We start from the raw sequence: 26,309 nt of genomic DNA on the forward strand, positions 1-26,309 counted from the left end.
CCATGGAGATCCAGTCGCTCGGCTTCCGCACCGACCTCGCCCTGCTCCAGAAGGCGGGGAGCCAGGTCGAGGACCGCGGCACCCATCTTGTGATCCGCACCCCCGACAACCCGACCTACTTCTGGGGCAACTTCCTGCTCCTGGCGCAGCCCCCGGCGCCCGGCGGCGAGCGCGAGGTCGTCGGGGCGTTCCGGACGGAGTTCCCGGTCGCGGCGCACGTGAGCATCGGGATCGACGTGACCGAGGACCCCGGCGACATGCAGGCCTGGCGCGAGGCCGGGCTGACGGTCGACGTGGCGACGGTGCTGAGCGCGTCCGCCGTCGTCCAGCCGCTCGCACCGATCGGGGACGTGGAGGTCCGTCCGCTGGAGTCGGACGACGACTGGGAGCAGCGGGCCCGGCTCGGCCAGGTGCTCTACCCGAGCACCAGCGAGGAGTCCTACCTCGCCTTCGCGCGCGGCAAGAACGCCCAGGAGCGGGCTCTCGCCGGGGCGAACGGCGAGGGCGGTGCCCGGTACGGCGCCTTCGTCGACGGCACCTTGGTCAGCACGGCCGGCATCTTCGTCACCGAGCCTGGTGTCGCACGGTTCCAGACGGTCGAGACCCATCCGGACCACCGGCGCCAGGGGATCGGTGCCGCGGTCGTTCACGCAGCCGGTCGCCACGCCCTCGAGAGGCTCGGAGCCGAGCGTCTGGTCATCGTCGCCGACACCGACGCCGACGCCATCCGGATCTACCGCCGCCTCGGCTTCGAGGACGTCCAGCGCCAGGTGATGCTCGAGTTGCGCGACCCCGAGTGGGCCGAGGTCTGAGCCCTGCCGGCACCCGCTGGACGAACCCGTCGTACGCCCCCCTCGAGATAGTCCGTATCAAAGAGCTCCTGAAACCGGTCCGGAGACGAGCCATTTGATGCGGACTATCGCGAGCAGGGGCGCGGGGTGGTTGACACAGCCATGCCCGGACGACTAACTTCCAAGACCTGAATCAGGTCTCAGGTAATCTCCCCGAGGCCATCAAGCGAAAGGCATGGGAGACATGCGGCTCACCACACACCACCTGCTCGGCTCGGTCGCCGCGGCGTCCGTCCTGGTCCTGGCGGCCTGCGCGCCGAGCGCGGACGGCGACGGCGGCAGCAGCGACGACGTCGAGACGGTCGAGGTCGGCGTCATCACCTCCGAGACCGGCCCGCTGGCGGCCTACGGCCAGGCGTTCCTCGACGGCTTCGACGCCGGCCTGGACCACGCCACCGACGGCACCGGCGAGGTCGACGGCATCAAGATCGAGGTTCGCAACGGCGACGACACCGGTGACGCCGACAAGGCCGTCCAGCTGACCAAGGAGTACATCGGCGACGGCGTCAAGATCCTCACCGGCACCGTGTCCTCCGGCATCGCCCTCGGTGTCGCCGAGCAGGCCGAGCAGAACAAGATCCTCTACGTCTCCGGCGCTGCCGCCGCCGACGCGATCACCGGCATCAACGGCCACACCTTCCGCTCCGGCCGCCAGAGCATGCAGGACGTCGCCACGGCCGGTCAGTTCCTCGACGACCTCGACGGCAAGAAGGTCGTCGTCTACGCCCAGGACGACGCGTTCGGCCAGGGCAACGCCGCAGCCGTCGAGGCACTCCTCGGCGCGCAGGGCGCCAAGGTGCAGCCGCTGCTCGTCGGCAGCGACATCAAGGAGTTCACCTCCTTCTCCCAGCAGCTCAAGGACGCCAAGCCCGACCTGGTCTTCGTCGCGTGGGCCGGTGAGACCACCGGCTCGATGTGGCAGTCGCTGGAGCAGCAGGGCGTCTTCGACGTCGCCCCGATCGTGACCGGCCTCGGTGACGTGGCGTCGTACGGCGCCTACGGCCCGGTCGCCGAGAAGATCAGCTTCCTCTCGCACTACTTCGCCGCCGCGCCCGACAACGACGTCAACGCCGCGATGATCGAGGCGGTCGAGGGTGCCGGCTCCACCGTCGACCTCTTCACCCCCGACGGCTTCACCGCCGCCCAGATGATCGTGCACGCCATCGAGGAGGGCCAGGGCGACGTGGAGGCGATGGTCGACGCGCTGGAGGGCCACAGCTTCACGGCACCCAAGGGCGAGGTGACGGTCCGCGAGAGCGACCACGCCCTCGTCCAGGACATGTACCAGGCCAAGCTCGTCGAGGACGGCGACGGCTGGAAGCCCGAGCTCATCGAGACGGTGCCGGCCGACGAGGTCGCGCCGCCAGAGGCCGGCTGACAGCGGTACGACGACCAGGAGACACGGCAGACATGTCGACCACAGCCACGCCCGCGCTGCAGGTGAAGGACCTCGGCCTCAAGATCGGGGGCGCGACGATCCTCGAGGACGTCGACCTCGAGGTCGCGCAGGGATCCTTCATCGGCGTGATCGGCCCCAACGGTGCCGGGAAGACGACGCTCTTCAACGTCGTCTCCGGCATCGCGCGGCCGACCTCCGGCACGGTGCACCTCGGCGGCCGGGACGTCACCGGCACCTCGGTGCACCGCCGGGCGCGGGCGGGGCTGGGCCGCACCTTCCAGACCTCGAGCCTCTTCCCGCAGCTCTCGGTGCGCGAGAACGTCCGTATGGCCTCGCAGGTCGGCCTGGGTGGCAGCCTCTCGCCGTGGCGCTTCCCCTCGCGCACCGACCGCGCCACGCGGGAGGCCGAGGAGCACCTCGGCGAGGTGGGCCTGGGCGACAAGCTCGACCTGGCCGCGGGCAGCCTGTCGCACGGTGACAAGCGCAAGCTCGAGATCGCCGTGCTCCGAGCGACCGACGCGGACGTCGTGCTCCTCGACGAGCCGATGGCCGGGGTGGGGTCCGGCGACGTGGCCGGCCTCTCCGACACGATCCGTCAGATGCACCGCGAGAAGGGGTCGACGATCCTCATGGTCGAGCACCACATGGAGGTCCTGCTCGGGCTGGTCGACAAGGTGGCGGTGATGTACTTCGGCACGATCATCGCCTTCGACACCCCCGACGCGATCATGAGCAACCCGACGGTGCAGAGCGCCTACCTGGGGACGTCGGCATGACAGACAAGATCCTGGTCGTCGACCACCTCGCCGCGTCCGTCGCGGGCCAGCAGGTCGTCGAGGATGTCTCGTTCTCGGTGCCCGCCACGGGCATCACGGCCGTCCTCGGGCGCAACGGCGTCGGCAAGACCTCCACGCTCAAGGGCGTGCTCGGCCTCTACCAGCGCACGGGCGAGGTGACGCTCGCCGGTGAGCGGATCGACGACCTGCCCACCCACAAGGTGGTGCAGCGAGGCGTCGGCTACGTGCCCGAGGACCGCGAGGTCTTCTCCAAGCTCACGGTGGCCGAGAACCTCCGCCTGGCCGAGCGCAAGGGCGCCGTCACCGCCGAGCGGCGGCAGCTGGTGGAGCGGCTCTTCCCCGACCTCGTCGAGCGCCGCGACCAGATGGCCGGCACGCTCTCGGGCGGTCAGCAGCAGATGGTCGCGCTGGCCCGCGCCCTGGTCAACGACAACCGGGTGCTGCTGGTCGACGAGCCGACCAAGGGCCTGGCGCCGCTCATCGTCGAGCAGGTGACCGAGGCGCTCCGCGAGGCCTCCGCGACCGTCCCCATCCTGCTGGTCGAGCAGAACCTCGAGGTCGTACGACGCCTCGCGGGCGAGGCCGTCGTGGTCGCCGGCGGGCGGGTGGTCCACACCGGTCCCGCCGCCGACCTGCTGGCCGACGAGGCCCTGACCCAGCGTCTGCTCGGCGTCCACGCCGAGACCCCCGACTCCCGTCCCGACAGCAGGCAGGTCGCCCCGTGAGCACCTTCGTCCTCCTCCTCGCGACCGGCCTCGGGCTGGGTGCGCTCTACTTCCTCGTCGCCTCGGGCCTGTCCCTGATCTACGGCCTGATGCACGTGCTCAACTTCGCGCACGGCTCCTTCCTGACCCTGGGCGCATTCCTCGGCTACGCCGCAGCGCAGCGCCTCGACGCCACGAGCTGGTTCGGCTTCCTCGCCTCGATCGTGGTCGGCGCCGGCGTCGGCGCGGTGGTGGCGACGCTCACCGAGCTGCTCCTGATCCGCCCGCTCTACGAGCGACACATCGAGCAGGTCCTGGTGACGGTCGGCCTCTCCCTGGCCTCCGTCGCGCTGTTCGAGGGCATCTGGGGCACCGACCCCGACTTCATCCGCGGCCCGGCGTGGCTGGAGCAGACCACGACCCTCGCGGGCGCTCGGATCCCCAACGACCGCTTCCTGATCATCGGCCTGGCCGCCCTCGTCCTCCTGGCGATCGTGGTCTTCCTGCGCAGGACGCGTTACGGGATGGTGATCCGTGCCGGTGTCGAGAACCGCGCGATGGTGACGGCGCTCGGCATCGACGTGCGCACCGCCTTCACGCTCGTCTTCGCGATCGGCGGGGCCGCCGCAGGCCTGGGGGGCGTGCTCGCGGCCCACTACTTCGGCTACGTGTCACCGTCGCTCGGCGGCGGCCTGCTGATCTTCGCCTTCATCGTCACCGTCATCGGCGGCCTCGGCTCCCTCACCGGCGCTGCGATCGCCTCGGTGGGGGTGGCGCTGCTCCAGCAGTTCGCCAACTACTACGCAGGCGGCACGGGCGACTTCGTCATCGTGCTCGCCCTGGCGGCTGTGCTGCTCGTCCGACCGTCCGGCCTGATGGGGAAGGCAGCCTGATGCGCAGATTCACTCCGGTCGGACTGGGGCTGGCCCTCGTCGTGGCGCTCGCGGTCCTGCCGCTGCTCTCGATCCAGGTGCCCGGGATCCTTCCCGGCCCGACCTACACGCCCGGCGCGCTGCAGCTGCTGGCGCTCTGCATGGTCTACGCGTCGTTGGCGCTGTCCTACAACCTGCTGCTCGGCACCGGTGGGCTGCTCTCCTTCGGCCATGCGCTCTACTTCGGCGCCGGCGCCTACGGGCTGGGCATCCTGCTCGAGCGCACCGACCTCTCGCTGTGGCCGGCGATCGGCCTGACCCTCGTCGGTGCGGGCGCCGTCGCGGTGCTGACCGGGGCGGTGAGCCTGCGCGTGTCGGGCATCCCGTTCGCGATGGTCACCCTCGCGTTCGCCCAGGCCGGATCGGTGCTGGTGCGTCGCAACCCCGAGGGACTCACCGGCGGCGAGGAGGGCCTCTCGCTCGACACCGAGCACGTGCCCGCGGCGCTGGTCGGCGTGGTCAACACCCGCAACCTCTACTGGCTCGCCCTGGCGATCGTGGTGGTGGCCTACCTGGTGGTGCTGTGGATCGACCGGTCGCGCGTGGGCCACGTCGCCGCCGCGGCCCGCGAGAACGAGCTCCGGGTGCGCGCGCTGGGGCTCCAGCCCTACACCGCCAAGCTGGTCGTCTTCGTCGCCGGTGGGCTGATCGCCTCCCTCACCGGCGTGATGTACCTCCTCCTCCAGTCCGGAACGGTGCCCCGTGCGGTCGGTGCCGACCTGACGATCACCGTGCTGGTGATGGTGGTGCTCGGTGGCGTCGGCTCGCGCTGGGGCGCGATCGTGGGCGGGGTGATCTACACGCTGCTCAACCAGCGGCTGACCCTGCTCGCCGGCTCCGACGCCGTCGACTCGCTGCCGGCGGTGCTCCACGTCCCGCTCTCGGAGCCGATGTTCATCCTCGGCGCGCTGTTCATCCTGGTCGTGCTCTTCGTCCCCGGCGGGATCGCCGGGACCACCCGCCGGCTCACCGGCCGCGACCGCACCCGGAGCGGAAGTGCCGTGCTCGAGGCCGCCGACCAGGCCGACGACAAGGTGCTGGAGCCCCAGCCGTGAACGACTCCCACACCCTGGGCCGCTGGCTGGTCGACAGCGCCCGGCGCCACCCCACCAAGGTCGCGATCGACGACCGCGGCGTGCGGGTGTCGTACGACGAGCTGGAACGCCGCAGCGACGAGCTCGCCCGCGCCTTCGTGCGGGCCGGCTACGCAGCAGGCGACCGGGTGGCGACGCTGTCGGGCAACTCGGCCGAGCACGTGGTCCTCTTCTTCGCGTGTGCCAAGGCCGGCCTGGCGATGGTGCCGCTGTCGTGGCGGCTCACCGCCTCCGAGCTGGGCCCGGTGCTGGCCACGGCGCGACCGGCACTGCTGGTCGCCGAGGAGGAGCTGCTGCGGCTGGCTCGCGAGGCGACGCACGTCGGGGACGTCAGCGTCGCGCTCACGACGCCCGGCAGCACGGGCGTCGAGAGCACGGTCCCGGCGCGCGTCCTGCCGCCGGGGGAGGCCTGGCCGGCCCAGCGCGACGCCGTCGACGACGACCCGGTGCTGGTCATCTTCACCTCGGGCAGCGAGGCCGCGCCCAAGGGTGTGGTGCTGACGCACGCGAACTGCTTCTGGAACAGTCTCGCGATGGCGCAGACGATCGGGCTCTCCGAGCACGACGTCGTGCTCGCGACCCTGCCGCAGTTCCACGTCGCGGCGTGGAACTGCCAGCCGCTCGCCGCCTGGTGGCATGGTGCGACGGTGGTGCTGGAGCGGTCGTTCGAGCCGGCGCGCGTGCTGCGGCTGGTCGGTGACCGCGGGGTGACGACCACCATGAGCGTGCCCACCCAGCTGCACCTGCTCGCCGCCGACCCGGCCTTCGCGAGCGCCGACCTCACCAGCCTGCGCCAGGTGGTCGTCGGTGGTGCCTCCATGTCGGAGTCCCTGAACGCGGTGTGGGCCGAGCACGGCGTCCAGGTCGCCCACGGCTACGGGCTGACCGAGGCCTCGCCCAACGTGCTCTACCTGCCACCGAGCCGGGCGGCCGACCATCCGGGCGCCGTCGGCTGGCCCTACCCCCACGTGGAGGTGCGCCTCGTCGACCTCGACGGCGACGTCGTCGAGGGGCCCGGCGCCGGTGAGCTCCAGGTGCGCGGTCCCGGTGTCTTCGCCGGCTACCTCCACGACCCCGGTCGCACCCGAGCGGCGTTCACGGGCGACTGGCTGCGCACCGGCGACCTCGCCGAGCGCGACGGCGACGGCTGCTACCGGATCGTCGACCGTCTCAAGCACATCTACATCTCCGGCGGCGAGAACGTCGCACCGGCCGAGGTCGAGGCCGTGCTCGTACGACACCCGCTGGTCGCCGACGCCGCCGTGGTGGCCGTGCCGGACGAGGTGTGGGGCGAGGTCGGCGTCGCCTTCGTGCAGCCGGTCGCCGGGGTCGGGCTCACCGCCGCCGAGGTCCTCGAGCACGCCCGCGAGCACCTCGCCGACTTCAAGCTGCCGCGCCAGGTGCACGTGCTGGGGGAGCTGCCCCGCACGGGCATCGGCAAGGTGGCCCGTGCCGACCTCCGCTCCCACGCCTTCAGCCCTGGCGCAGCTCCAGCCGCTCCCCGAGAGGACCGCACCCCATGACGACCGACGACTTCAGCGAGCTCGAGCGCCGCGCCGACCCCCAGGCGCCGGGTGCCCCGCGCCGCAACAAGCGCGGTCTGGCGACCCAGCAGAAGCTCCTGGATGCAGCCGAGGCGGTCTTCGCCGAGCTCGGCTACCACGACGCCTCGATCGTCAAGATCACCGAGCGAGCCGGAATCGGGATGGGCACGTTCTACCTCTACTTCGACAGCAAGCGGACGATCTTCGAGGCGCTCGTCATCGACCTCAACCGTCGGGTGCGCCACTCGATGGCCGAGGCGATGCTCGGCGCTGCCAACCGGCTGGAGGCCGAGCGTGCCGGCTTCGCGGGCTTCTTCCGATTCACCGCCGAGCACCCGGCGCTCTACCGCGTCGTGCGCGAGGCCGAGCTGGTCTCGCCCGAGGTGCTCCGGCTGCACTACTCGCGCATCGTCGAGGGGTACGTCGAGGGGCTCCGCAAGGCCCAGGCTGTCGGCGAGGTCTCCGACATCGACGCCGAGGTGGCGGCATGGGCGCTGATGGGCATCGGCGAGATGGTCGGTGCGCGCTACATCCTGTGGGAGCGCGACGGCGACGGACAGCGTCCCGGCGAGATCGACCCGACGGTCTTCGCCGACGTCATGCGGTTCATCGAGACCGCCCTGGCGCCGCGTCCCGCCGGTCACGAGGCGCCAGGGCAGGAGGCCGCGCAGTGAGCACCCGCGAGCTCGAGGGCAGGCGGGCCGTCGTCACCGGCGGCGGCAGCGGCATCGGCCGGGCCGTCGCCGAGGGGCTGGCCGCCCGCGGCGCCCACGTGGTCGTCGCCGACATCGACGCCGACGCCGCCGGGAAGGTCGCCGCAGACGTCGGTGGCGAGGCGTGGGTCGTGGACCTCTCCGACACCGCCGCCCTCGACGAGCTGACCCTCGAGGCGGACGTGCTGGTCAACAACGCCGGCATCCAGCGGGTCTCGCCGATCGAGGTGCTCGCCCCCGACACCTTCCGGCTGATCCACTCGGTGATGCTCGAGGCGCCGTTCCTGCTCGTCCGGGCCGTCCTGCCGCACATGTACGCCCGCGGCTGGGGCCGCATCGTCAACGTGTCGAGCGTCCACGGCCTGCGTGCGAGCGCGTTCAAGTCCGCCTACGTCTCGGCCAAGCACGGCCTCGAGGGCCTCTCCAAGGTCACTGCCCTCGAGGGCGCCGCGCACGGCGTGACGAGCAACTGCGTCAACCCCGGGTACGTCCGCACGCCGTTGGTCGAGAAGCAGATCACCGACCAGGCGCGCGTCCACGACCTCTCCGAGGACGAGGTCCTCGCTCAGGTGATGCTCAAGAACTCCGCGGTCAAGCGCCTGGTCGAGCCCCGCGAGGTCTCCTCGCTGGTCGCGTGGCTGTGCTCCCCGGACGCCGGCATGGTGACCGGGGCGTCGTACGCCATGGACGGCGGGTGGAGCGCCCGATGACCGCCCGCTCGGTGGAGCACCGTCTCACCGACCGCTACCGCACGGTCGACGTTCCCGTGGCGGGCGGATCGCTGCGCGTGGGCGTCTGGGACGCGCTCGACGCCGACGGTGCCCCGGTGCCCGAGGCTCCCACGGCCCTCCTCGTCCACGGCGTCACGGCGTCGCACCGGTCCTGGCAGCTCGTGGCCGACCGGCTGCCGCGGGTGCGGCTGGTGGCCCCCGACCTGCGCGGTCGTGGCCGCAGCCATCCGGAGAGCCCCGGGCAGCGACCCGCAGGGATGGCCCAGCACGCCGACGACCTGGTGCGCGTGCTCGACCACCTCGACGTCGACCGCACCCTGCTGGTCGGCCACTCCATGGGCGGGTTCGTCGGTGTCGTCATGGCCGACCGCCACCCCGACCGGGTCTCCCGGCTGCTGCTCGTCGACGGTGGCCTGCCGCTGGCCGTGCCGGACGGGCTCACCGCCGACGAGGTGATCTCGTACGTGCTCGGACCCACCGCCGAGCGCCTGGCGATGCGGTTCGCCGGGGTCGAGGACTACTACGACTTCTGGCGGCGCCACCCCGCCTTCGCGCACGACTGGTCGCCCGCCCTCGAGGACTACCTCGCCTACGACCTCGTCGGCGAGGAGCCCGAGCTGCGCCCGGCCACCAGCTACGACGTGATGTCGTGCGACACCGTCGACCTCAACACCGGCACGGCGCTCGCCGGCGCCCTCGGCCGCCTGCGGCACCCCACGCTGCTGCTCACGGCACCCAGGGGACTTCTCGACGAGTCGCCGGGGCTCTACGAGGCCGACCGCCTCGCCGCGATGCTGGAGGGCTTCGACCTCATCGACAGCCGCGAGGTGGCGGACGTCAACCACTACACGATCACGATGGGCGAGCGAGGTGCCACGGCCATCGCAGCCGCCGTGGAGGGTGAGCTGGCGGCCTCCTAGAGTGAGGCGCATGACCGTCGACATCCGCGCACGTCTCGCCGAGGTCCTGCCCGGCATCCGCAGCGACCTCGAGGACCTGATCCGCATCCAGTCGGTCTCCGCCGACCCGGCCCGCGCCGGCGAGGTCGAGCGCAGCGCCGAGAAGACCCGCGACCTGTTCGTCGCCGAGGGCTTCGAGGCCGACATCGTGCGCGCGTACGACGGTGCTCCGCCGGCCGTGATCGCCAGGAAGGCGGGCCCCGAGGGTGCGCCGACCGTCCTCCTCTACGCCCACCACGACGTGCAGCCCGAGAACGACCACGCCGACTGGGACTCCCCGCCGTGGGAGCCGACCGCCAGGGAGGACGCCCACGGGGAGACGCGTCTCTACGCGCGCGGGGCAGCCGACGACAAGGCCGGCATCGCTGCCCACCTGGGCGCCGTGCGCATCTTCGGCGACGACCTGCCGGTCAACCTCGTGATGTTCATCGAGGGTGAGGAGGAGGTCGGCTCCGACACGCTCGTCGACCTGCTCAACGCCCACAAGGACCGGCTCGAGGCCGACGTCATCGTCATCGCCGACTCCGGCAACTGGGACATCGGCGAGCCGGCCCTGACCACGTCGCTGCGCGGGCTGGTGCGCATGGACGTCGAGGTCCGCACTCTCACCCACGCGGTGCACAGCGGGATGTGGGGCGGTCTCGCGCCGGACGCGATCATGACCCTCTCGCGCCTGATCGCCTCGTGCTGGGACGACGCCGGCAACCTCGTCATCGACGGTCTCCACTCGGGTCCCGCCGCAGACGTCGACTATCCCGAGGAGCGGCTGCGCGCCGAGTCCGGCGCGGCCGAGGGCATCGAGTGGATCGGCACCGGCTCGGCCGTCGAGCGGCTCTGGACGCAGCCGGCGCTGTCCATCACCGGCTTCGACGCGCCCAAGGTCGAGGGCGCCTCCAACACCCTCGTCCCGGCGGCGCGCGCCCGCTTCAGCCTGCGCGTCGCGCCGGGCGACACCACCGCCAACGCCGTCGAGTGCCTCCAGCGACACCTCGAGGCCAACGTCGCGTGGGGTGCCACGCTCAGCACGACCGTCGTCGACACCGGCGAGGCCACCCAGATCGACGCCAGCGGTCCGGCCTACGACGCGGCACGTGCCGCGTTCTCCGAGGCGTGGGACGGCACCGCCCCGATCGACATGGGCGTCGGAGGCTCGATCCCCTTCATCGCCGAGTTCCTCGAGGCCTTCCCCCGGGCCAGCGTTCTCGTCACCGGGGTCGAGGACCCCGACACCCGTGCCCACGGCGCCAACGAGGGGCTCCACCTTGCGGAGTTCGAGAAGGTCGTGCTCGCCGAGGCGCTCCTCCTGCGCAACCTCGGCGACCTCTGACCGCCCTGCGGCGCGAGTTCGGGCCGGGGCCGGACCACCCGTAGACTCCACCCGTGCCCCAGCCGAGCAACCGGAAGGGCGGCGACGGCCGCCTCACCGCGGCCATCGACCCCTCCGACCAAGGTCCACAGGACGCGTGTGGCGTCTTCGGCATCTGGGCGCCCGGTGAGGACGTCGCCAACCTCACCTACTTCGGTCTCTACGCGCTCCAGCACCGCGGGCAGGAGTCGGCCGGCATCGCGGTGAGCAACGGGCGTCAGATCCTGGTCTACAAGGACATGGGCCTGGTCTCGCAGGTCTTCGACGAGTCGACCCTGGCCTCGCTCAAGGGCTATGTCGCGATCGGCCACGCGCGCTACTCCACGACCGGGGCCTCGACCTGGCAGAACGCCCAGCCGACCTTCCACCCCACAGCCTCCGGGTCGATCGCGCTGGCCCACAACGGCAACCTCATCAACACCGCCGAGCTCGCCGAGATGGCCGAGGAGGCCTCCGCCGCCGACGAGCTCGACCTGCACCTGCGCATGGGCACCGCCGCCACCAACGACACCGCCGTCGTCACGGCACTGATGGCCCGCCACCCCGACACCTCCCTGGAGGAGCGCGCCATCGAGGTCCTCGCCTCGGTGAAGGGCGCCTTCTCGTTCGTCTGGATGAACGACGACACCCTCTTCGCCGCCCGGGACCCCCAGGGTGTCCGGCCGCTGGTGCTCGGCCGGCTCGAGCGTGGCTGGGTCGTCGCCAGCGAGGACGCCGCGCTGGCCACGATCGGCGCCAGCGTGGTCCGTGAGGTGGAGCCGGGCGAGATGCTCGTCATCAACGAGAACGGCCTGGTCTCGCGCCGCTTCGCCGAGCCCGACCCCAAGGGTTGCGTCTTCGAGTACGTCTACCTCGCCCGACCCGACGCCACCATCAGCGGCCGCGGCGTCCACGAAGCTCGCGTCGAGATGGGCCGCCAGCTCGCCCGCGAGTTCCCGGTCGAGGCCGACATGGTCATCCCGGTGCCCGAGTCGGCGCTCCCGGCCGCAGCGGGATATGCCGAGGAGAGCGGCATCCCGTTCGGCCTCGGGTTCGTCAAGAACTCCTACGTCGGCCGCACGTTCATCCAGCCCAGCCAGACCCTGCGCCAGCTCGGCATCCGGCTCAAGCTCAACGCCCTCGACCACATGATCCGCGGCAAGCGCATCATCGTGGTCGACGACTCCATCGTGCGCGGCAACACCCAGCGGGCCCAGGTGCGGATGCTGCGCGAGGCCGGCGCCCTCGAGGTGCACGTGCGCATCTCGTCGCCGCCGGTGAAGTGGCCGTGCTTCTACGGCATCGACTTCGCCACGCGGGCCGAGCTGATCGCCAACGGCCTGACCATCGAGGAGATCCGCAGCAGCATCGGCGCCGACTCCCTCGGCTACCTCTCGCTCGAGGGCATGGTCCAGTCGACCGGTCAGGCCAGCGACCGGCTGTGCAAGGCGTGCTTCACCGGCGACTACCCGATCCCGCTCCCCGATGAGTCGCGGCTGGGCAAGAGCCTGCTGGAGACGCCCCTGTCGTCCACCCAGCTGCCCGTCCTCAACAACCCGTGAACGGAGCCCCCGTGGCCGATCAGCACGAGAACGCCTATGCCGCCGCCGGAGTGTCGATCGAGGCCGCCGACCGCGCGATCGACCTGATGAAGGGCTGGGTCGACAAGGCACGCCGCCCCGAGATGATCGGCGGGCTGGGTGGCTTCGCGGGCCTGTTCGACGCGACGGCCCTGACCCGCTACGAGCAGCCCCTGCTGGCCACCTCCACCGACGGCGTCGGCACCAAGGTGGCCGTCGCCCAGGCGATGGACGTCCACGACACGATCGGCTTCGACCTCGTCGGCATGGTCGTCGACGACTTGGTGGTGTGCGGCGCCGAGCCGCTGTTCATGACCGACTACATCGCGACCGGCCGCGTCGTCCCCGAGCGGATCGCCGCCATCGTCAAGGGCATCGCCGAGGCCTGCGTGGTCGCGGGCTGCGCCCTCATCGGCGGCGAGACCGCCGAGCACCCCGGCCTCCTCGAGCCCGACGAGTACGACGTCGCCGGTGCCACCACCGGGGTGGTCGAGGCCAGCAAGCTGCTCGGCCCGGGTCGGGTGCGGCCCGGCGACGTGGTCGTCGCCATGGAGTCCAGCGGCCTGCACTCCAACGGCTACTCCCTCGTGCGCCACGTGCTCCTGGGCGACACCGCCGACGGCGGGGCGCAATGGGCGCTCGACCGACACGTCGACGACTTCGGACGGTCCCTGGGCGAGGAGCTCCTCGAGCCGACCAGGATCTACGCCAAGGCCTGCCTCGACGTGGCTGCCCGCACCCGCGTCCACGCGATGTCCCACGTGACCGGGGGAGGCCTCGCCGCCAACCTCGAACGCGTGATGCCCGTGGAGCTCTCCGCCCGGATCGACCGCAGCACCTGGACCCCCCAGCCGGTGTTCGACGTCGTACGCCGCGTGGGGGAGGTGTCGCAGCCAGATCTCGAGGCGACGCTCAACTGCGGTGTCGGCATGGTCGCCCTGACTGGCGCCGACGAGGTCAACGCCACGATCGAGGTGCTCGCCGGCCACGGTGTCCGTGCCTGGGTCGCGGGCGAGGTCCGCGCCGACGACGTCAACGGTGGACGGGTCCTCATGGAGGGGCAGCACCCCGGCTGGTGACCCTGCACGCCCTCATCACGGGGCGTTCGCTGCCGGCGGAAACAATCGTCGGGGAGTTGGTGTGCGGGAACACCCACTCCTCGGGTAGCGTTGTGCTCACGATATGTGACCGATCAGACCGGGCGCAGCGGTGCCGCACGCAGGTGGGGCGCCCCGAGCCCCGGCCAAGTGTGCGAGGGGGTCGACCCAATGGGGCGCGGCCGAGCGAAGGCGAAGCAGACGAAGGTCGCACGCGACCTGAAGTACCGGACTCACGAGACGGACTTCGGGGCGCTTGCGAAGGAGCTGCACGGGGATGAGAGCAAGCCGAGCGAGGCGGTCGATGCCGCCGAGCCGGATGCCTACGACGAGTGGGCTGACTACCCCAGTCGTCGCGACTGACACCTGACCGCACCCTCGCGGTCACCGGCTCCGACGAGCCGGCGCTCGTGCGCGCCACGACGCACGCACGAGCGCTCTCGCGTCAGGGGAGGTGGATCCCTCGGAGCTGCCCGACCTCGCGCATCCGCTGCTCGGCGAGCCGGTCGGCGGCGACGGCGGGCGGGACCCCGTCGACCTTCGCGAGCTCGAAGACCCGGCGGGTCGTCTCGAAGATCCCGGTGGCGCGCTGCTTGGCGCGCTCGAAGGAGAAGCCCTCGAGCTCGTCGGCGACCTGGATGACTCCGCCTGAGTTGACGCAGTAGTCAGGGGCATAGAGGATCCCGCGCTCCTCGAGCTGCTTCTCGATCCCGGGGTGCGCGAGCTGGTTGTTGGCCGCACCGCAGACGATCTTGGCCGACAGCTTCTCGACGACGTCGTCGTCGAGCGCCCCGCCCAGGGCACACGGCGCGTAGACGTCGAGCGCGGAGGCCACGAGGGCCTCGGTCGAGCCGACGGCCGCCACCTCCGGGTAGGTCTCGCGGATCGCGTCGACGGCCGTCGGGTTGACGTCGGTCACCACCACGCGGGCACCGTCCTCCACGAGGTGTCGTACGAGGTGGCGGCCGACCTTCCCGACGCCGGCGACGCCCACGGTGCGCCCGGCGAGGGTCGGATCGCCCCACACCTGCTCGGCCGCGGCGCGCATGCCCTGGAACGTGCCGTACGCCGTCAGCACCGAGCTGTCCCCCGCGCCGCCGTGGGCGACGGTGCGGCCGGTGACGAACTCGCACTCGCGCGCCACGTGGTCCATGTCCAAGGAGTTGGTGCCGACGTCGCAGGCGGTGAGGTAGCGCCCGTTCAGCGACTGCACGAAGCGGCCATAGGCGCGCAGCAGCGCCTCGTTCTTGGTCGTCGCGGGGTCGCCGATGATGACGGCCTTGCCACCGCCGAGGTCGAGGCCGGCCAGCGCGTTCTTGTAGGACATGCCCCGCGAGAGGTTGAGGACGTCGGTGATCGCGTCGTCGGTGGTCGCGTAGGGGTAGAACCTGGTGCCGCCGAGTGCCGGGCCCAGTGCTGTGGAGTGGATGGCGATGATCGCCTTGAGGCCGGTGGCGCGGTCGTTGCAGAAGACGACCTGCTCGTGCTCTGAGCCGAGGTCGAAGACGTCGACGGGAGACGTGTCAGACATGGATGGGGTCCTTCGCGTTCGGTGTGGATGGTCGCGGGTGAGCGGCCGGGTCGTGACGACACCATGGGTGGGTGACCGTCGTCACATCGAGCCTATCCGCACGAGGTGGTCGTGCAGCACGGCCACTGCCTCCTCGGGTGTCGTCCGGCCGAGACACACTCTGGCCCCGAGCCCGTCGAGCAGCGCGAGCAGGAGGGCCTTCACTCTCTCGATGCTCTCCGCATTCACACCCGCCACGTCGAGGTCGGGCGCCACCAGTGTCAGTGCGGCGTCCACCATCGAGGCCATGCCCTCCTCGCGCTCGAGCGCAGCAGCGACCACCCGGTCGAGCTGGCCCGCGTCGTCCTCGGCGCGGGCCGGGGGCTCGATCTTCAGCGCCAGGATGTCCAGGGGCACGAAGCCGAAGCTGCCCACCGCGAAGCGGTGGTGCAGCGGCCCCTCCTCCAGGTCGGCGAGATCGCGGGGGACCGCGACCGACGGCGGTGCTGCCAGGACGAGCCGCCACCACACCAGCTCCTCGGCGATGCGTTCGGTCGTGTCGGGCAGGAAACGTCGGAGTAGGTCCGTGGCTGCCTCCGCGCCTTCGCCCCGCGGTCGGCCGTACCTGCCCGAGCGCCGGCGCAGCTCGACCTCCCGCAGCGCCAGGGCTCGGAGGTCGGCGTGCCCGGCGAGAGTTCGTCGGACCGTGCTGATGGAGGTGCCGAGCACCTTCGCGATGCGGTGCCGGCTCAGGTGGGACACCCCGTGGTCGCGGACGACGACGAAGCTCGCCTCCTCGAAGAATGCGAAGCGGCCGGGATAGTCGACGAACTTGGGCATGAGCACATTCGAGCGCAACCAGCGCCTGTCGTGCGTCGCTCATCCACAGGCCGCCGGTTATGACCCAGGGTGATCCGCCTCCCGGCACCGAGTGCTTAGTGTTGTGTCACGACCTGGGTCCGTTCCCGGCGTGGGTCTTTCCGTGTTGCGTCACAACCCGGGTCGCCTCACCGCGTCGGATCGCCTGCGTGACGGCACGGAGCGTGACACAAACCGAGGGGCCTGGCGCCATGAAGCGAGCCGAGTCGTGACACAACGACAGAACCGTGACGTCGAGAAGCGGCCCGGGCCGTGACACAACGACAGGACCGTGACGTCGGGAGGCGGCCCGGGCCGTGACACAACGGCGGGGCCTGGCCGCTGGGTGGTGGCTCAGGGTGTGACATCACCGCGGGGCGGTCCGCTCCGCATGACGACGACGTCGCCGTGGGTGCCGTACCCGAGTAGGTCGCCGCCCTGGGGACGACCGTTGAACGTCACCATCAGCCAGCTGTCACCGTCGCCGTTGCCGCGCCCCTCGCGGACCAGCGACGGCCACGGCAGGTTGGTGGGGTAGGGAGCGTCGAGGGCGCCGACCTCTCGGAGCTGTGGGTCGAAGACCGGGAACGCAGCCCGCTGCCCGCGTCGACCCTGGCGCCCGTCGCTCGCGAGCACGACGAGGGCACCGTCGACGTCGAGCAGTGTCGTGCCCTCCGTGGCGACCCGGGAGGGATCGGCGCCGACCAGGGTCAGCTCGTCCAGGGACGGTCCGGCCGCCAGGGCGGGGTGGAAGAAGAAGAACCGGTGCGCGCTGACGAAGCCGACGTGCCAGGTGCCGTCGCGGCGCAGCAGGTGGGGGTCCCAGGTGGCGATGGACGCGAAGCCGTCGGTCGGGAGCGGGAGCTCGACCGTGTCGAGGACGTGCGTGCCGCGGAGCAGGTCCGACGTCGAGGTTCCGCGGGTGACCCGCAGGGTGGAGGGGGTACGCCGCCCCGCGCGCGATGCCGGCGCCTCGAAGTCGCCCCACGTGCTCGTCGCCACCAGCCAGTGGTCGCCGTCGCGGACCAGGTGGGTGGCGTGGTCGCCGAAGACCCCGGGCTTGTCGGGGCGCCGGAAGAAGAGGTCGCCGGTGTGGGTGAGGGTGAGGTCGGGTTCCAACCGCCACACGCTCGTGTGACCGGTGTCGAAGAATCCCGGGCCGGCGGACGTGGCGGTCAGCCACGTGGCACCCCCCTCACGCACCGGCTCCCCGTCGGCGTGGGTGACGACACGGATGTCGCGCAGCCCGAGCTGGCCGAAGCCGCCCGCGGTGGCGGGCAGGCCCGTCGTGGTCTCCACCGCCAGGGCGGCCAGGGCGGACTCGTCGTGGGTGTCCGGGCCACGTCGCGGGTCGTGGCGCAGGTCGTGCCCAGCCCGAGCAACCCAGCGACCACGCTCGCGGACCCACGCGGTCACGTGGGTGCCCGTCAGGCTCAGGCCGAGGTCGACGGGGTCCTGGGCTCGTCCGTGTCGGCGACTCACCAGCCGCCGCTCGCCGAGTTGCAGGGCGACGCGCTCGCCGTCGTACTCCGCCGCCAGGCGCATCCCTCCGAGGTGGAACGCCACCGCGCCGGTCCCTCGCAGCGCCGACGTGACCGCGACGTAGGGCGCGGCGGCGGGCATGTGGTGCAGTCCCGGCGTCGCCACCCGCAGCCGGACGTCGTGGAGAGCCACCAGGTCGACCGGCCGCAGGCGGCGCACGATCTCCAGGCGGGGCAGCACCCGACCCATCCTGTCGCCTCCTTGCACCTGCTCGCCAGATGACCCAAGGTGAAGGGACGCCGCCGCCCGACGTCAGGAGTGGAGCATGCCGCACAGCACCGTGGACGCCGTGGTCATCGGCGCCGGTCCCAACGGCCTCGTGGCCGCCAACGCGCTGGGTGACGCGGACTGGGACGTGGTGCTGGTGGAGGCCCAGGACGACGTCGGTGGCGCCGTGCGGAGCGCCGAGGTGACGGCCCCTGGCTACGTCAACGACCTCTTCAGCGCCTTCTACCCGCTGGCCGCCGCCAGTCCCATCATCCGCGACCTCCACCTCGAGCAGCACGGCCTGGCCTGGCGTCAGGCCCCCGACGTCCTCTCCCACGTCCTCGACGACGGGCGCGCCGCGGTTCTCCGCCGCGACCCCGCCGACACGGCCGCCGGGCTGGACGCCGAGGCGGCTGGCGACGGTGAGGCCTGGCTGGAGATGTACGACGGCTGGCAGCGGGTGCGTGACCCGCTCCTGGACGCGCTCTTCACCCCGTTCCCCCCGGTCGCCGCGGGGGCGAGGATGCTGCGGCGCCTCGGCGCCAGCGGAGGCCTCGACTTCGCCCGCCTGGCGGTCCTGCCCGTACGACGCCTCGCCGAGGAGCGCTTCCGCGGTCAGGGAGCAGGCCTGCTGCTGACCGGCAACGCGTTGCACAGCGACGTACCACCGGATGCCGCGGGCAGCGGCGTCTTCGGCTGGCTGCTGGCGATGCTGGGGCAGGACGTGGGCTTCCCGGTGCCGGAGGGGGGTGCCGGTCGGCTCGCGCAGGCCCTGCGTGCCCGCGCCGAGTCGCTCGGGGTCGAGGTCAGGACCGGTGCCGAGGTCACGGAGGTCACGACGTCGGCCGACCGGGCCACCGGGGTCCGCATGGCCGACGGCACCAGCATCGCAGCGCGTCACGCCGTCCTGGCCGACGTGGCCGCCCCTGCCCTCTACAGCCGGCTCCTGGCACGACACCGGCTTCCCGCCAAGCTGCTGCGCGACCTCGAGCGCTTCCACTGGGACAACCCCACGATCAAGCTCAACTGGGCGCTCGAACGGCCCGTGCCGTGGACTGCCCGCGAGGCGGCAGGGTCGGGGACAGTCCACCTCGGGGTGGACGACCACGGCTTCGTCGACTTCGCCGCCGATCTCTCCACCCGGCGCGATCCCGAGCGCCCCTTCCTCCTCTTCGGGCAGATGACCACCTCCGACCCGACCCGGTCCCCCGAGGGGACCGAGTCGGCGTGGGCCTACACGCACGTCCCGCACGGCGACTGGAGCGGCGAGCGGCTCGACCGCCATGTCGAGCGCATGGAGCAGGCCGTCGAGCGCGTCGCACCGGGGTTCCGCGACATCCAGCTGGCCCGGCACGTCCAGTCGCCGGGCAGTCTCGAGGCGATGGATGCCAACCTCGTCGACGGCGCGGTCAACGCCGGGACGTCCGCCCTGCACCAGCAGCTGATCTTCCGTCCGGTGCCGGGCCTGGGCCGACCGGAGACGCCGGTGGAAGGCCTCTACCTCGCGGGCGCCTCGGCACACCCCGGCGGGGGAGTGCACGGCGCGTGCGGCTGGAACGCCGCCCGCGCAGCCCTGGCCCACCAGGGCCGCACAGGCAGGATGCGTCGCGCGCTGGCCAGCACCGCGTGGGCCCGGCTCACCTGACGGGGAGCTCCCGCATCGACCGGAGCACCCTCGACACCTGCGACACCTCGTGGACGCGCAGCAGGTGGGCGCGGCCGAGGAACGCGAGCACGGCGAAGAACCCCTCGGCGTGCCGGAAGTCGCGTTCGAAGAGGTCGAAGCAGTGGGGCAGGGCGTGCGCCGACGGCACCCCCAGCCGGCGCAGCCGCATCGACTGGGCGAGGACTCGCGACTGCACCTTCGCCTTGCCCACCCCTGACAGGTTGTCGTAGGTGAAGCCCGAACCGGGGTCGACGATCACCTTCTCCACCCCCGCCGCGCGAGCGCGCTCGAGCCGCTCCTCGAAGTGCTCGACGAGCGCTGGCAGCATGTCGTCGTCGTCGGGGAGCTGCCCGGACTCCCGGACGTTGTCCGAGGGACTGAAGACCATCAGCACGGTCGCACCGGCTCGCCCCGCCGCGGCCAGGATCTCCTCCTCCTCGCCCCTGCCGGTCAGGTTGATCATGCGGGCTCCCGCCGCGAGGACCGCCTCGGCAACCTCCGGCCTGTAGGTCTCCACGGACACCACCGTGCGCTGCGAGAGCGCCTCGACGACGGGCACCAGCCGGTCGATCTGCTCGGCCGCGTCGACCCGGTCCGCCTTCTCGTGGCTCGCCTCGGCGCCGAGGTCGATGATCGCCGCGCCCTGGCTGGTCAGCGCGCGGCCCAGGCGCACGGCGGAATCGGTCGAGACCGCGACGCTCTCCCGGTAGGTCGAGTCGTGGGACAGGTTCACGACACCCATGACGGTGACCGCGTCGTCGCCCACCACCACGTCCTCGCTCACCCGGACGGGGGCCACGGGACTCTCCAGGTCCTCGCGGAAGTCTGCGTACAGCGCTGCCAGGCTCTCGAGATCGATCATGCGCGGCCTGTACCCCGCCGGGCCGCCCACCACCCCGTTGCGCTGTCAGCCGGCGACGTGGGTACTGCCCTCCCATGAGCGTCGTACTGGTCACCGGAGCATCCAGCGGGATCGGCCGCGCCGTCGCACTCGCCCTGGCCGACCGAGGGGACACCGTGGTGCTCACCGCAAGGTCGTACGACGCCCTCGCGGAGGTCGCCGGGCAGTGCGAGGAGCGGGGCGGGCAGGCGCTCGTCGCGCCGGCCGACGTCGGCAGCCGGGAGGCCGTGGAGTCCGCGTTCGAGCTGGCCGCCGCCGAGGTGGGCCGGATCGACGCCGTGGTCAACGCGGCGGCCGTGCTGGCATACGGACGCTTCGAGGACGTGCCGGCCGAGGTGTTCGACCGCGTCCACCGCACGAACGTGATCGGCGCTGCCAACGTCGCGAGGGCGGCCCTGGACCACTTCGACGAGCACGGAGGCGGGTCGCTCGTCCTCCTCGGCTCGGTCGTCGGCAAGATCAGCGTCCCGATGATGAGCACCTACGTCAGCAGCAAGTGGGCCGTCCACGGGCTGGCGCGGACGCTCCAGCTCGAGGCGCGGAGGACTCCCGGCGTCCACGTCACCCTGGTGTCCCCCGGCGGGGTCGACACCCCGATCTACCGGTTGGCCGGGAGCTACACCGGCCACGCGCACCGACCGCCCCCGCCGGTTGACTCGCCCGAGAAGGTTGTGGCCGCCGTCCTCGAGGCGCTCGAGAAGCCGCGCCGGGAGTCCTCTGTCGGGCTGGCCAACGGCGTCATGGTCGCCGGGTTCCGGCTCCTCCCCGCCGTCTTCGACCTCTTGGTCGGTCCGCTGGCAGCGATCGCGACGACCTCCCGGGCTGAGCGAGCGCCCAGCGCGGGGAACGTGCTCGAGCCCGAACCGGGCGAGCGGTCCGTGCGCGACGGCTGGTGGACGCTTCCCGGGCGGTGACCGCGTCCTGGATCAGCGGGTGGGGTCCTGGTGCCGTCCCTCGGCGATGAGGGCCAGGCGGCGCAGCGCCTCGACGTTGCGGGGGTGGATCATCGCCTGACGCGCAGGCTTGGGCATCAGCTGCGCCGGCCCGGAGGTGGCGTCCTCCTCGATGCGGAGGGTGCACGTCGCCGGGCCCTGGGGCTCGATGGTGACGCGCACCTGGGCGGCGCCGGCAGGCCAGGCCCGTGCCTTCAGCACCATCTCCCGGGGCGCCTCGGAGCTGAGGACCTCGGTGCTGTCGTTGATCAGCGCCGGCCAGAGGCCCACGGAGTGGTGGATCTGGGAGCCGACCGCCGGCCACTCGTGGTCGACGGCGCGGATGCGCGAGGCACCGACCACCCAGGTGGCGTAGGACCAGCCGTCCGCGAGGACCTTCCACACGGCCTCGGCCGGGGCGTTGACAGTGCGGGTGACCGTGGTGGTGTTCTGCAGGCTCATGGTGGGTGTCGTACCCCCCTGGGGCGGGCGCCAGACATGCACAAGGGCCTCGATCAGCAAGTGATCGAGGCCCTCGTGTGCCTGTGGCCAGGGGCGGGGTCGAACCGCCGACCTACCGATTTTCAGTCGGTCGCTCGTACCAACTGAGCTACCTGGCCAAGCGGGGGAAACCCTACAACAGGGCTCCCGTGCCGGTGGAATCGCACGCAGGCGTGGTCATGGGCGCGCTGGTTGGGAGGCGCGCGCGGCCTGCATCTATGCTGGGCGGGCGCCACTGGCCCCCATCGTCTAGCGGCCTAGGACGTCGCCCTTTCACGGCGGTAGCACGGGTTCGAATCCCGTTGGGGGTGCGACTCGTGCAGGGCTCCCGGCCAATGTCACCGCGATTGGGAGCATGACCTGCGCATGGGTTAGAGTTCCCACCGCTCCACACACCTGGCCCCGTAGCGCAGTTGGTTAGCGCGCCGCCCTGTCACGGCGGAGGCCGCGGGTTCGAGTCCCGTCGGGGTCGCCATCGCAGAGCCCCTCCCACGCGGAGGGGCTCTGCTGCATTTCCGGCCCCGCCTCTCGGTGGTCGAGGAAGGACGAAGTCCTGTCACGAAACCCCCGCCGCCCCCTCGGTGGTTGAGGAAGGACGAAGTCCTGTCACGAAACCCCCGCCGCCCCCCTGCCTATCCTGACCCCGTGCCCCTGGAGCTCGACCCCGCAGAGTTCGACCTGCTGGTCGACCGCGCCCTGGACGACCTGCCGGACGACCTCGCCACGCTCGTGCGCAACGTCGTGGTCCTCGTCGAGGCCGACGCCCCACCGGACGACCCCGACCTGCTCGGCCTGTACGACGGCGTCGCGCTGACCGAGCGCCAGGCCAACCACACCGGCCTGCCCGACCGGATCCTCCTGTTCCGCAGGCCGTTGCTCGACATGGTCGACACGCGCGAGGAACTCGAGGAGGAGGTGGCGATCACCGTCGTGCACGAGATCGCCCACCACTTCGGCATCGACGACCGGCGCCTGCACGAGCTCGGCTGGGGCTGACCCGCTCCGGACCCGCGGAGGGGTCACACGAGCGCGCCGAGCCACCACCCGAGCGTGCACGCGCCGACGGCGTGCACCGCGGTGACGACGACGTAGGCAGCGGCCACCGTCCGGGGCCGCTCCACCGCCTGCACGGCGAAGGCTGAGAAGGTCGTCAGACCGCCGCAGAACCCGGTCGCCAGGAGGGCCCAGGCGTCTCCCCCCAGCGACAGGGCGGCGAAGAGCCCGATCAGCCCGCTGCCCACGGTGTTGACGAGCAGCGTCCCTGACGGCCAGCGCCGGTCGAGTGAGTGTGCGAGCAGGAAGCGCAGGGGCGCGCCGACGGCAGCGCCGAGTCCCACGAGGAGGGCGGTCACGTGAGCGCGTCCTCCGGCTCTGGTCGCTGGGCCAGGCGGCGGCCGAGGTGCGCGGCCACCAGCGCGGCGGCCAGGGTGCCTCCCAGGTAGGACCCGGCGAGGCCGACGCGGTCGTCTGCGGCCAGGTCGCGCACCTCCAGCGCCCACGTCGACACGGTGGTGAACCCGCCGAGCAGCCCGGGCCCGAGGGCGAGCGCCGCGGCGTGCGAGTGTCGTACGACGACCGGGAGGACGCCGAGCGCGAAGGCGCCGGACACGTTGATGGCGAGGGTGGTCCACGGCAGGACACCGTCGGGGATCGCGGTGTCCAGGCCCCAGCGGAGGACGGCGCCGGCAGCAGCGCCGACGGCGACCAGGAGGAGATGGGGGAGCGTGGGGCGCAGGCCGCTCACGAGACGTTGCTCGCCGAGCGGGCGGTCGCCGCCCCCGGCCAGCGTCGTGGCTCCCCGCCGGCGATCTGGCGGACGAACTCGCCCAGGAACCAGGAGTGGAACTCGCGCTGCCGCGGGGTGCGCTCCATGGCGAGGAGGCGCTCGGCGCGGCAGAAGGCGTCGGCGAGGTCGAACATCTCGCCCATCGTGACGAAGAGGCTCGAGGCCGCCGGCTGGATCGGGACCTCGAGGTCGGTCGACGCGCGACGCTGCTCGAGGGCCCGACAGATCTGGTCGTGGTAGGTCCGGGGGAACTGGCGCTCGAAGTCGTCGAACATCCCGGACAGGTCCGCGGCCAGCGGGTAGTCGGCCTGGTGGGCGAGGGACAGGAGCCGCAGCTCGCGCCGCAGCTCGCGGTACTGGCGGTTGAGGGCCTCGTAGAGACGCAGGTCGAAGCCGAGCAGCGCCACGAGCGTGGCCGTCTCGCCGGGGTTGTCGGGGCCGTCCGTGACGTCCTGGTCGATGACCCACTCGATGTCGCCGTCCTCGCGCAGCTCGGGAGCCGGCTCGAACCAGACGATCTTGCCGTTCTCGTCGATCGAGGCGCCCCAGGCCGTCGCGCTGCGGGCCACCATGGCCAGGCCGCGGCCGAACGTCGTCAGCAGGTCGGCGTCGTCCTCCTCGACCTCGGCCAGTGCGGGTGGCACGGGTGGCTCCGTGGACCCGTCGAGGACCTCCACCCGGGGGTGGCTGGCGGTGCCGCGCAGCCGGACCGTGATGGGGCCGTGACCGTGCAGGATGGCGTTGGCGACCAGCTCGGAGATGCCCACCTCGGCGGCCTCGACCAGCTCGGGCCGATTCAGCTTGAGGCAGGCGGCCCGGATCCACCTGCGGGCGTCGGCCGCGCTGCGCGGAGAGGGTGCGAGGGAGAGCTGGGAGCTCAGCGGCACCGGGGTCTCCCTTCGTGGGTGCGGCATGTGGAACTGGAGGAGGATGCAGGCAACGGGTCACGCATACCCACGTTCAGCGCACCCCAAACAGGTTTCCTACAGCATTTGACCATCCGGTGCTCGGAGCACGCCGTGTGAGCAACGAGACGATGCCCAGGGTTGGGATGGCAGCCCCGCGGATACACACAATGGTGACGGGTCACCACGGTGCCCGCCACCAGCCGGGCCGGCCCCGCCGGCAACAGCCAGGAGGATTCCCATGACCGACGTCGAGAGCATTGCGGACCCGACCGGGGCCGATGGCAACGCGACCCACCGGGTCGTGGTGATCGGCTCGGGCTTCGGTGGCCTCTTCGGCACCAAGGCCCTGCGGCGCGCCGACGTCGAGGTCACGATGATCGCGAAGACCACCCACCACCTCTTCCAGCCGCTGCTCTACCAGGTGGCGACCGGCATCCTCTCCGAGGGCGAGATCGCCCCGCCCACGCGCGAGATCCTCAGCAGCCAGGCCAACGCCCGGGTCCTGCTGGGCGAGGTCACCGACATCGACCTCGAGGCCCGCACGGTCACCTCGCAGGTGCTCGGCAGGTCGACCGTGACGTCGTACGACTCCCTGCTCGTGGCCGCCGGCGCCTCGCAGTCCTACTTCGGCAACGACCAGTTCGCCGAGTTCGCGCCCGGCATGAAGAGCATCGACGACGCCCTTGAGCTGCGCGGACGCATCTTCGGCGCCTTCGAGCTGGCCGAGCTCGGGGCCAACCGGGGTGACGACGTCGACCACCTGCTCACGTTCGTGGTCGTGGGTGCCGGTCCGACCGGTGTCGAGATGGCTGGCCAGATCGCCGAGCTCGCCCACCGCACCCTGAGGCGTGACTTCCGCGCCATCAACACCCGCCACGCGCGCGTCATCCTCGTCGATGCCGCGGGGCAGGTGTTGCCGCCGTTCGGTGCCAAGCTCGGCGCCAAGACGCGCACCGAGCTCGAGAAGATCGGCGTCGAGGTGATGCTGGGCGCGATGGTGACCGGCGTCGACGAGCGCGGCCTCGAGGTGAAGCTCAAGGACGGTCGCGTCGAGCACATCTCCGCCGTCACCAAGATCTGGGCCGCGGGCGTCCAGGCCAACCCGCTCGGCCAGACCCTCGCCGAGCAGACAGGGGCGCCGCTCGACCGGGCCGGCCGCATCGGCGTCAACCCCGACCTCACCCTCCCGGGTCACCCCGAGGTGTTCGTCGTCGGCGACATGATCGCCCTCGACAACCTCCCCGGGGTCGCCCAGGTCGCGATCCAGGGCGCCAAGTACGCCGCCAAGGAGATCCGCAACCGGCTCGACGGCAAGGCCCCGCAGCAGCCCTTCAAGTACTTCGACAAGGGCTCGATGGCGATCATCAGCAAGTTCAACGCCGTCGCGATGGTGGGCAACATCCGGCTCTCCGGCATCGTCGCCTGGCTGATGTGGCTGGTCATCCACCTCGTCTACCTCACCGGCTTCAAGAACCGCGTCTCGGCGCTGATGCGCTGGGCGATCACCTTCGTCAGCAACGACCGCTCCGAGCGCACCACCACCGAGCAGCAGATCTTCGCCCGCGCGGCCCTCTCGCGGCTCGAGCACGGTGCTGCCGACCTCGTCACGGACCCGGGCGCGTACGACGCCGAGGTCGCCGCCGAGGTCGAGTCGCGCCGCCGCGAGCTCGAGGCCACTGCCGAGGAGCAGGCGCGGCTCACCGACAGCGGCGCCCGGGGGATCCGCGACGCCTGACGCCGACCCGGCGCCAA

Annotated in this window: 26 protein-coding genes and 3 tRNA genes; 20 read left to right on the plus strand and 9 right to left on the minus strand. The window is 71.8% G+C overall.

All coding sequences use genetic code 11. From position 1 onward, the window contains the following. The first annotated feature begins 2 nt into the window (after positions 1 to 2). The 14 genes from EXE58_RS10195 (at position 3) to EXE58_RS10260 (ending at position 14,109) form a co-directional block, all read left to right on the plus strand. Positions 3 to 812: a GNAT family N-acetyltransferase gene (locus tag EXE58_RS10195; RefSeq protein ID WP_135267782.1), complete on the plus strand. Its 810-nt coding sequence runs from the start codon at positions 3 to 5 to the stop codon at positions 810 to 812. Between the two features lie 223 nt (positions 813 to 1,035). Continuing rightward, complete coding sequence (locus tag EXE58_RS10200; protein WP_135267783.1) at positions 1,036 to 2,229, plus strand: substrate-binding domain-containing protein; 1,194 nt, start codon at positions 1,036 to 1,038, stop codon at positions 2,227 to 2,229. A gap of 32 nt (positions 2,230 to 2,261) precedes the next feature. Further along, on the plus strand, positions 2,262 to 3,026 hold the full coding sequence (locus EXE58_RS10205; protein WP_135267784.1) for an ABC transporter ATP-binding protein: 765 nt from the start codon (positions 2,262 to 2,264) through the stop codon (positions 3,024 to 3,026). Beyond that, complete coding sequence (locus tag EXE58_RS10210; RefSeq protein ID WP_135267785.1) at positions 3,023 to 3,772, plus strand: ABC transporter ATP-binding protein; 750 nt, start codon at positions 3,023 to 3,025, stop codon at positions 3,770 to 3,772. The genes EXE58_RS10205 and EXE58_RS10210 overlap by 4 nt, the downstream gene beginning before the upstream one ends. Beyond that, a complete protein-coding gene (locus EXE58_RS10215) occupies positions 3,769 to 4,644 on the plus strand; it encodes a branched-chain amino acid ABC transporter permease (protein WP_135267786.1) in 876 nt (291 codons plus the stop codon). Before EXE58_RS10210 ends, EXE58_RS10215 begins: the two co-directional genes overlap by 4 nt. Then, positions 4,644 to 5,738, plus strand: coding sequence for a branched-chain amino acid ABC transporter permease (locus EXE58_RS10220; protein WP_135267787.1), 1,095 nt, complete (start codon positions 4,644 to 4,646; stop codon positions 5,736 to 5,738). The genes EXE58_RS10215 and EXE58_RS10220 overlap by 1 nt, the downstream gene beginning before the upstream one ends. Beyond that, positions 5,735 to 7,300 carry a class I adenylate-forming enzyme family protein gene (locus EXE58_RS10225; protein ID WP_135267788.1) on the plus strand — a complete coding sequence of 522 codons (1,566 nt, stop codon included), beginning with the start codon at positions 5,735 to 5,737 and terminating at the stop codon, positions 7,298 to 7,300. The genes EXE58_RS10220 and EXE58_RS10225 overlap by 4 nt, the downstream gene beginning before the upstream one ends. After that, a complete protein-coding gene (locus EXE58_RS20045) occupies positions 7,297 to 7,995 on the plus strand; it encodes a TetR/AcrR family transcriptional regulator (RefSeq protein WP_135267789.1) in 699 nt (232 codons plus the stop codon). The genes EXE58_RS10225 and EXE58_RS20045 overlap by 4 nt, the downstream gene beginning before the upstream one ends. Further along, on the plus strand, positions 7,992 to 8,744 hold the full coding sequence (locus EXE58_RS10235) for a 3-hydroxybutyrate dehydrogenase (protein ID WP_135267790.1): 753 nt from the start codon (positions 7,992 to 7,994) through the stop codon (positions 8,742 to 8,744). Before EXE58_RS20045 ends, EXE58_RS10235 begins: the two co-directional genes overlap by 4 nt. Beyond that, positions 8,741 to 9,685 carry an alpha/beta hydrolase gene (locus EXE58_RS10240; protein ID WP_135267791.1) on the plus strand — a complete coding sequence of 315 codons (945 nt, stop codon included), beginning with the start codon at positions 8,741 to 8,743 and terminating at the stop codon, positions 9,683 to 9,685. The genes EXE58_RS10235 and EXE58_RS10240 overlap by 4 nt, the downstream gene beginning before the upstream one ends. Positions 9,686 to 9,695: 10 nt before the next feature. After that, positions 9,696 to 11,051 (plus strand): dipeptidase, encoded by a 1,356-nt coding sequence (locus EXE58_RS10245; protein ID WP_135267792.1) that lies wholly within the window; start codon positions 9,696 to 9,698, stop codon positions 11,049 to 11,051. A 53-nt stretch (positions 11,052 to 11,104) separates the two neighbouring features. Continuing rightward, positions 11,105 to 12,631, plus strand: a complete 1,527-nt coding sequence (gene purF / locus EXE58_RS10250; RefSeq protein WP_135267793.1) for an amidophosphoribosyltransferase — start codon at positions 11,105 to 11,107, stop codon at positions 12,629 to 12,631. Between the two features lie 11 nt (positions 12,632 to 12,642). Then, positions 12,643 to 13,728, plus strand: a complete 1,086-nt coding sequence (gene purM / locus EXE58_RS10255; RefSeq protein WP_208543970.1) for a phosphoribosylformylglycinamidine cyclo-ligase — start codon at positions 12,643 to 12,645, stop codon at positions 13,726 to 13,728. Positions 13,729 to 13,917: 189 nt separating this feature from the next. After that, positions 13,918 to 14,109 carry a DUF3073 domain-containing protein gene (locus EXE58_RS10260; RefSeq protein WP_135267795.1) on the plus strand — a complete coding sequence of 64 codons (192 nt, stop codon included), beginning with the start codon at positions 13,918 to 13,920 and terminating at the stop codon, positions 14,107 to 14,109. Between the two features lie 82 nt (positions 14,110 to 14,191). Here EXE58_RS10260 and EXE58_RS10265 read toward each other — a convergent pair whose 3' ends face one another. The 3 genes from EXE58_RS10265 to EXE58_RS10275 form a co-directional block, all read right to left on the minus strand. Continuing rightward, positions 14,192 to 15,277 carry a Glu/Leu/Phe/Val family dehydrogenase gene (locus tag EXE58_RS10265; protein WP_135267796.1) on the minus strand — a complete coding sequence of 362 codons (1,086 nt, stop codon included), beginning with the start codon at positions 15,275 to 15,277 and terminating at the stop codon, positions 14,192 to 14,194. Positions 15,278 to 15,358: 81 nt separating this feature from the next. Continuing rightward, a complete protein-coding gene (locus EXE58_RS10270; protein WP_135267797.1) occupies positions 15,359 to 16,096 on the minus strand; it encodes a hypothetical protein in 738 nt (245 codons plus the stop codon). A 372-nt stretch (positions 16,097 to 16,468) separates the two neighbouring features. Next, positions 16,469 to 17,845 carry a hypothetical protein gene (locus tag EXE58_RS10275; RefSeq protein ID WP_135267798.1) on the minus strand — a complete coding sequence of 459 codons (1,377 nt, stop codon included), beginning with the start codon at positions 17,843 to 17,845 and terminating at the stop codon, positions 16,469 to 16,471. A gap of 76 nt (positions 17,846 to 17,921) precedes the next feature. Here EXE58_RS10275 and EXE58_RS10280 point away from each other — a divergent pair, with 76 nt between their 5' ends. Then, complete coding sequence (locus EXE58_RS10280; RefSeq protein ID WP_135267799.1) at positions 17,922 to 19,508, plus strand: phytoene desaturase family protein; 1,587 nt, start codon at positions 17,922 to 17,924, stop codon at positions 19,506 to 19,508. On the opposite strand, the gene EXE58_RS10285 is transcribed toward EXE58_RS10280, so the two are convergent. Further along, positions 19,501 to 20,391 carry a dihydropteroate synthase gene (locus tag EXE58_RS10285; protein WP_135267800.1) on the minus strand — a complete coding sequence of 297 codons (891 nt, stop codon included), beginning with the start codon at positions 20,389 to 20,391 and terminating at the stop codon, positions 19,501 to 19,503. The genes EXE58_RS10280 and EXE58_RS10285 overlap by 8 nt on opposite strands. 74 nt (positions 20,392 to 20,465) lie before the next feature. Here EXE58_RS10285 and EXE58_RS10290 point away from each other — a divergent pair, with 74 nt between their 5' ends. Then, positions 20,466 to 21,344, plus strand: a complete 879-nt coding sequence (locus EXE58_RS10290; protein WP_135267801.1) for an SDR family NAD(P)-dependent oxidoreductase — start codon at positions 20,466 to 20,468, stop codon at positions 21,342 to 21,344. Between the two features lie 12 nt (positions 21,345 to 21,356). On the opposite strand, the gene EXE58_RS10295 is transcribed toward EXE58_RS10290, so the two are convergent. After that, positions 21,357 to 21,824: an SRPBCC family protein gene (locus EXE58_RS10295; protein WP_135267802.1), complete on the minus strand. Its 468-nt coding sequence runs from the start codon at positions 21,822 to 21,824 to the stop codon at positions 21,357 to 21,359. A gap of 84 nt (positions 21,825 to 21,908) precedes the next feature. Beyond that, positions 21,909 to 21,982, minus strand: a tRNA-Phe gene (locus tag EXE58_RS10300). Between the two features lie 119 nt (positions 21,983 to 22,101). On the opposite strand from EXE58_RS10300, the gene EXE58_RS10305 reads away from it, so the two are divergent. The 3 genes from EXE58_RS10305 (at position 22,102) to EXE58_RS10315 (ending at position 22,859) form a co-directional block, all read left to right on the plus strand. Continuing rightward, positions 22,102 to 22,174 (plus strand) — tRNA-Glu (locus EXE58_RS10305). 87 nt (positions 22,175 to 22,261) lie between these two features. Beyond that, a tRNA-Asp gene (locus EXE58_RS10310) sits at positions 22,262 to 22,338 on the plus strand. A gap of 170 nt (positions 22,339 to 22,508) precedes the next feature. Continuing rightward, complete coding sequence (locus EXE58_RS10315) at positions 22,509 to 22,859, plus strand: metallopeptidase family protein (RefSeq protein ID WP_135267803.1); 351 nt, start codon at positions 22,509 to 22,511, stop codon at positions 22,857 to 22,859. 23 nt (positions 22,860 to 22,882) lie between these two features. Here the strand turns inward: EXE58_RS10315 and EXE58_RS10320 are convergent, their stop codons facing one another. The 3 genes from EXE58_RS10320 to EXE58_RS10330 are packed head-to-tail and all read right to left on the minus strand — an operon-like array spanning position 22,883 to position 24,536. Next, positions 22,883 to 23,215 (minus strand): fluoride efflux transporter FluC, encoded by a 333-nt coding sequence (locus EXE58_RS10320; RefSeq protein ID WP_135267804.1) that lies wholly within the window; start codon positions 23,213 to 23,215, stop codon positions 22,883 to 22,885. After that, complete coding sequence (locus EXE58_RS10325) at positions 23,212 to 23,607, minus strand: FluC/FEX family fluoride channel (protein WP_167288792.1); 396 nt, start codon at positions 23,605 to 23,607, stop codon at positions 23,212 to 23,214. Before EXE58_RS10325 ends, EXE58_RS10320 begins: the two co-directional genes overlap by 4 nt. Then, positions 23,604 to 24,536 carry an ATP-binding protein gene (locus tag EXE58_RS10330; protein WP_135267805.1) on the minus strand — a complete coding sequence of 311 codons (933 nt, stop codon included), beginning with the start codon at positions 24,534 to 24,536 and terminating at the stop codon, positions 23,604 to 23,606. Before EXE58_RS10330 ends, EXE58_RS10325 begins: the two co-directional genes overlap by 4 nt. A gap of 259 nt (positions 24,537 to 24,795) precedes the next feature. Here EXE58_RS10330 and EXE58_RS10335 point away from each other — a divergent pair, with 259 nt between their 5' ends. Continuing rightward, a complete protein-coding gene (locus EXE58_RS10335; protein ID WP_135267806.1) occupies positions 24,796 to 26,292 on the plus strand; it encodes an NAD(P)/FAD-dependent oxidoreductase in 1,497 nt (498 codons plus the stop codon). The last annotated feature ends 17 nt before the right edge of the window (positions 26,293 to 26,309 follow it).

It is taken from the genome of Nocardioides seonyuensis (assembly GCF_004683965.1).
Taxonomy (GTDB): domain Bacteria; phylum Actinomycetota; class Actinomycetes; order Propionibacteriales; family Nocardioidaceae; genus Nocardioides; species Nocardioides seonyuensis.

What these genes read in the sequence shown, in the direction of transcription:
- EXE58_RS10195 (WP_135267782.1), top strand. Translation starts at nt 3, where the DNA reads ATGGAGATCCAGTCGCTCGGCTTCCGCACCGACCTCGCCCTGCTCCAG.
- EXE58_RS10290 (WP_135267801.1), top strand. Translation starts at nt 20,466, where the DNA reads ATGAGCGTCGTACTGGTCACCGGAGCATCCAGCGGGATCGGCCGCGCC.
- EXE58_RS10245 (WP_135267792.1), top strand. Translation starts at nt 9,696, where the DNA reads ATGACCGTCGACATCCGCGCACGTCTCGCCGAGGTCCTGCCCGGCATC.
- EXE58_RS10265 (WP_135267796.1), bottom strand. Translation starts at nt 15,277, where the DNA reads ATGTCTGACACGTCTCCCGTCGACGTCTTCGACCTCGGCTCAGAGCAC.
- EXE58_RS10260 (WP_135267795.1), top strand. Translation starts at nt 13,918, where the DNA reads ATGGGGCGCGGCCGAGCGAAGGCGAAGCAGACGAAGGTCGCACGCGAC.
- EXE58_RS10210 (WP_135267785.1), top strand. Translation starts at nt 3,023, where the DNA reads ATGACAGACAAGATCCTGGTCGTCGACCACCTCGCCGCGTCCGTCGCG.
- EXE58_RS10220 (WP_135267787.1), top strand. Translation starts at nt 4,644, where the DNA reads ATGCGCAGATTCACTCCGGTCGGACTGGGGCTGGCCCTCGTCGTGGCG.
- EXE58_RS20045 (WP_135267789.1), top strand. Translation starts at nt 7,297, where the DNA reads ATGACGACCGACGACTTCAGCGAGCTCGAGCGCCGCGCCGACCCCCAG.
- EXE58_RS10285 (WP_135267800.1), bottom strand. Translation starts at nt 20,391, where the DNA reads ATGATCGATCTCGAGAGCCTGGCAGCGCTGTACGCAGACTTCCGCGAG.
- EXE58_RS10200 (WP_135267783.1), top strand. Translation starts at nt 1,036, where the DNA reads ATGCGGCTCACCACACACCACCTGCTCGGCTCGGTCGCCGCGGCGTCC.
- EXE58_RS10275 (WP_135267798.1), bottom strand. Translation starts at nt 17,845, where the DNA reads ATGGGTCGGGTGCTGCCCCGCCTGGAGATCGTGCGCCGCCTGCGGCCG.
- EXE58_RS10280 (WP_135267799.1), top strand. Translation starts at nt 17,922, where the DNA reads ATGCCGCACAGCACCGTGGACGCCGTGGTCATCGGCGCCGGTCCCAAC.
- EXE58_RS10270 (WP_135267797.1), bottom strand. Translation starts at nt 16,096, where the DNA reads ATGCCCAAGTTCGTCGACTATCCCGGCCGCTTCGCATTCTTCGAGGAG.
- EXE58_RS10295 (WP_135267802.1), bottom strand. Translation starts at nt 21,824, where the DNA reads ATGAGCCTGCAGAACACCACCACGGTCACCCGCACTGTCAACGCCCCG.
- EXE58_RS10335 (WP_135267806.1), top strand. Translation starts at nt 24,796, where the DNA reads ATGACCGACGTCGAGAGCATTGCGGACCCGACCGGGGCCGATGGCAAC.
- EXE58_RS10205 (WP_135267784.1), top strand. Translation starts at nt 2,262, where the DNA reads ATGTCGACCACAGCCACGCCCGCGCTGCAGGTGAAGGACCTCGGCCTC.
- EXE58_RS10240 (WP_135267791.1), top strand. Translation starts at nt 8,741, where the DNA reads ATGACCGCCCGCTCGGTGGAGCACCGTCTCACCGACCGCTACCGCACG.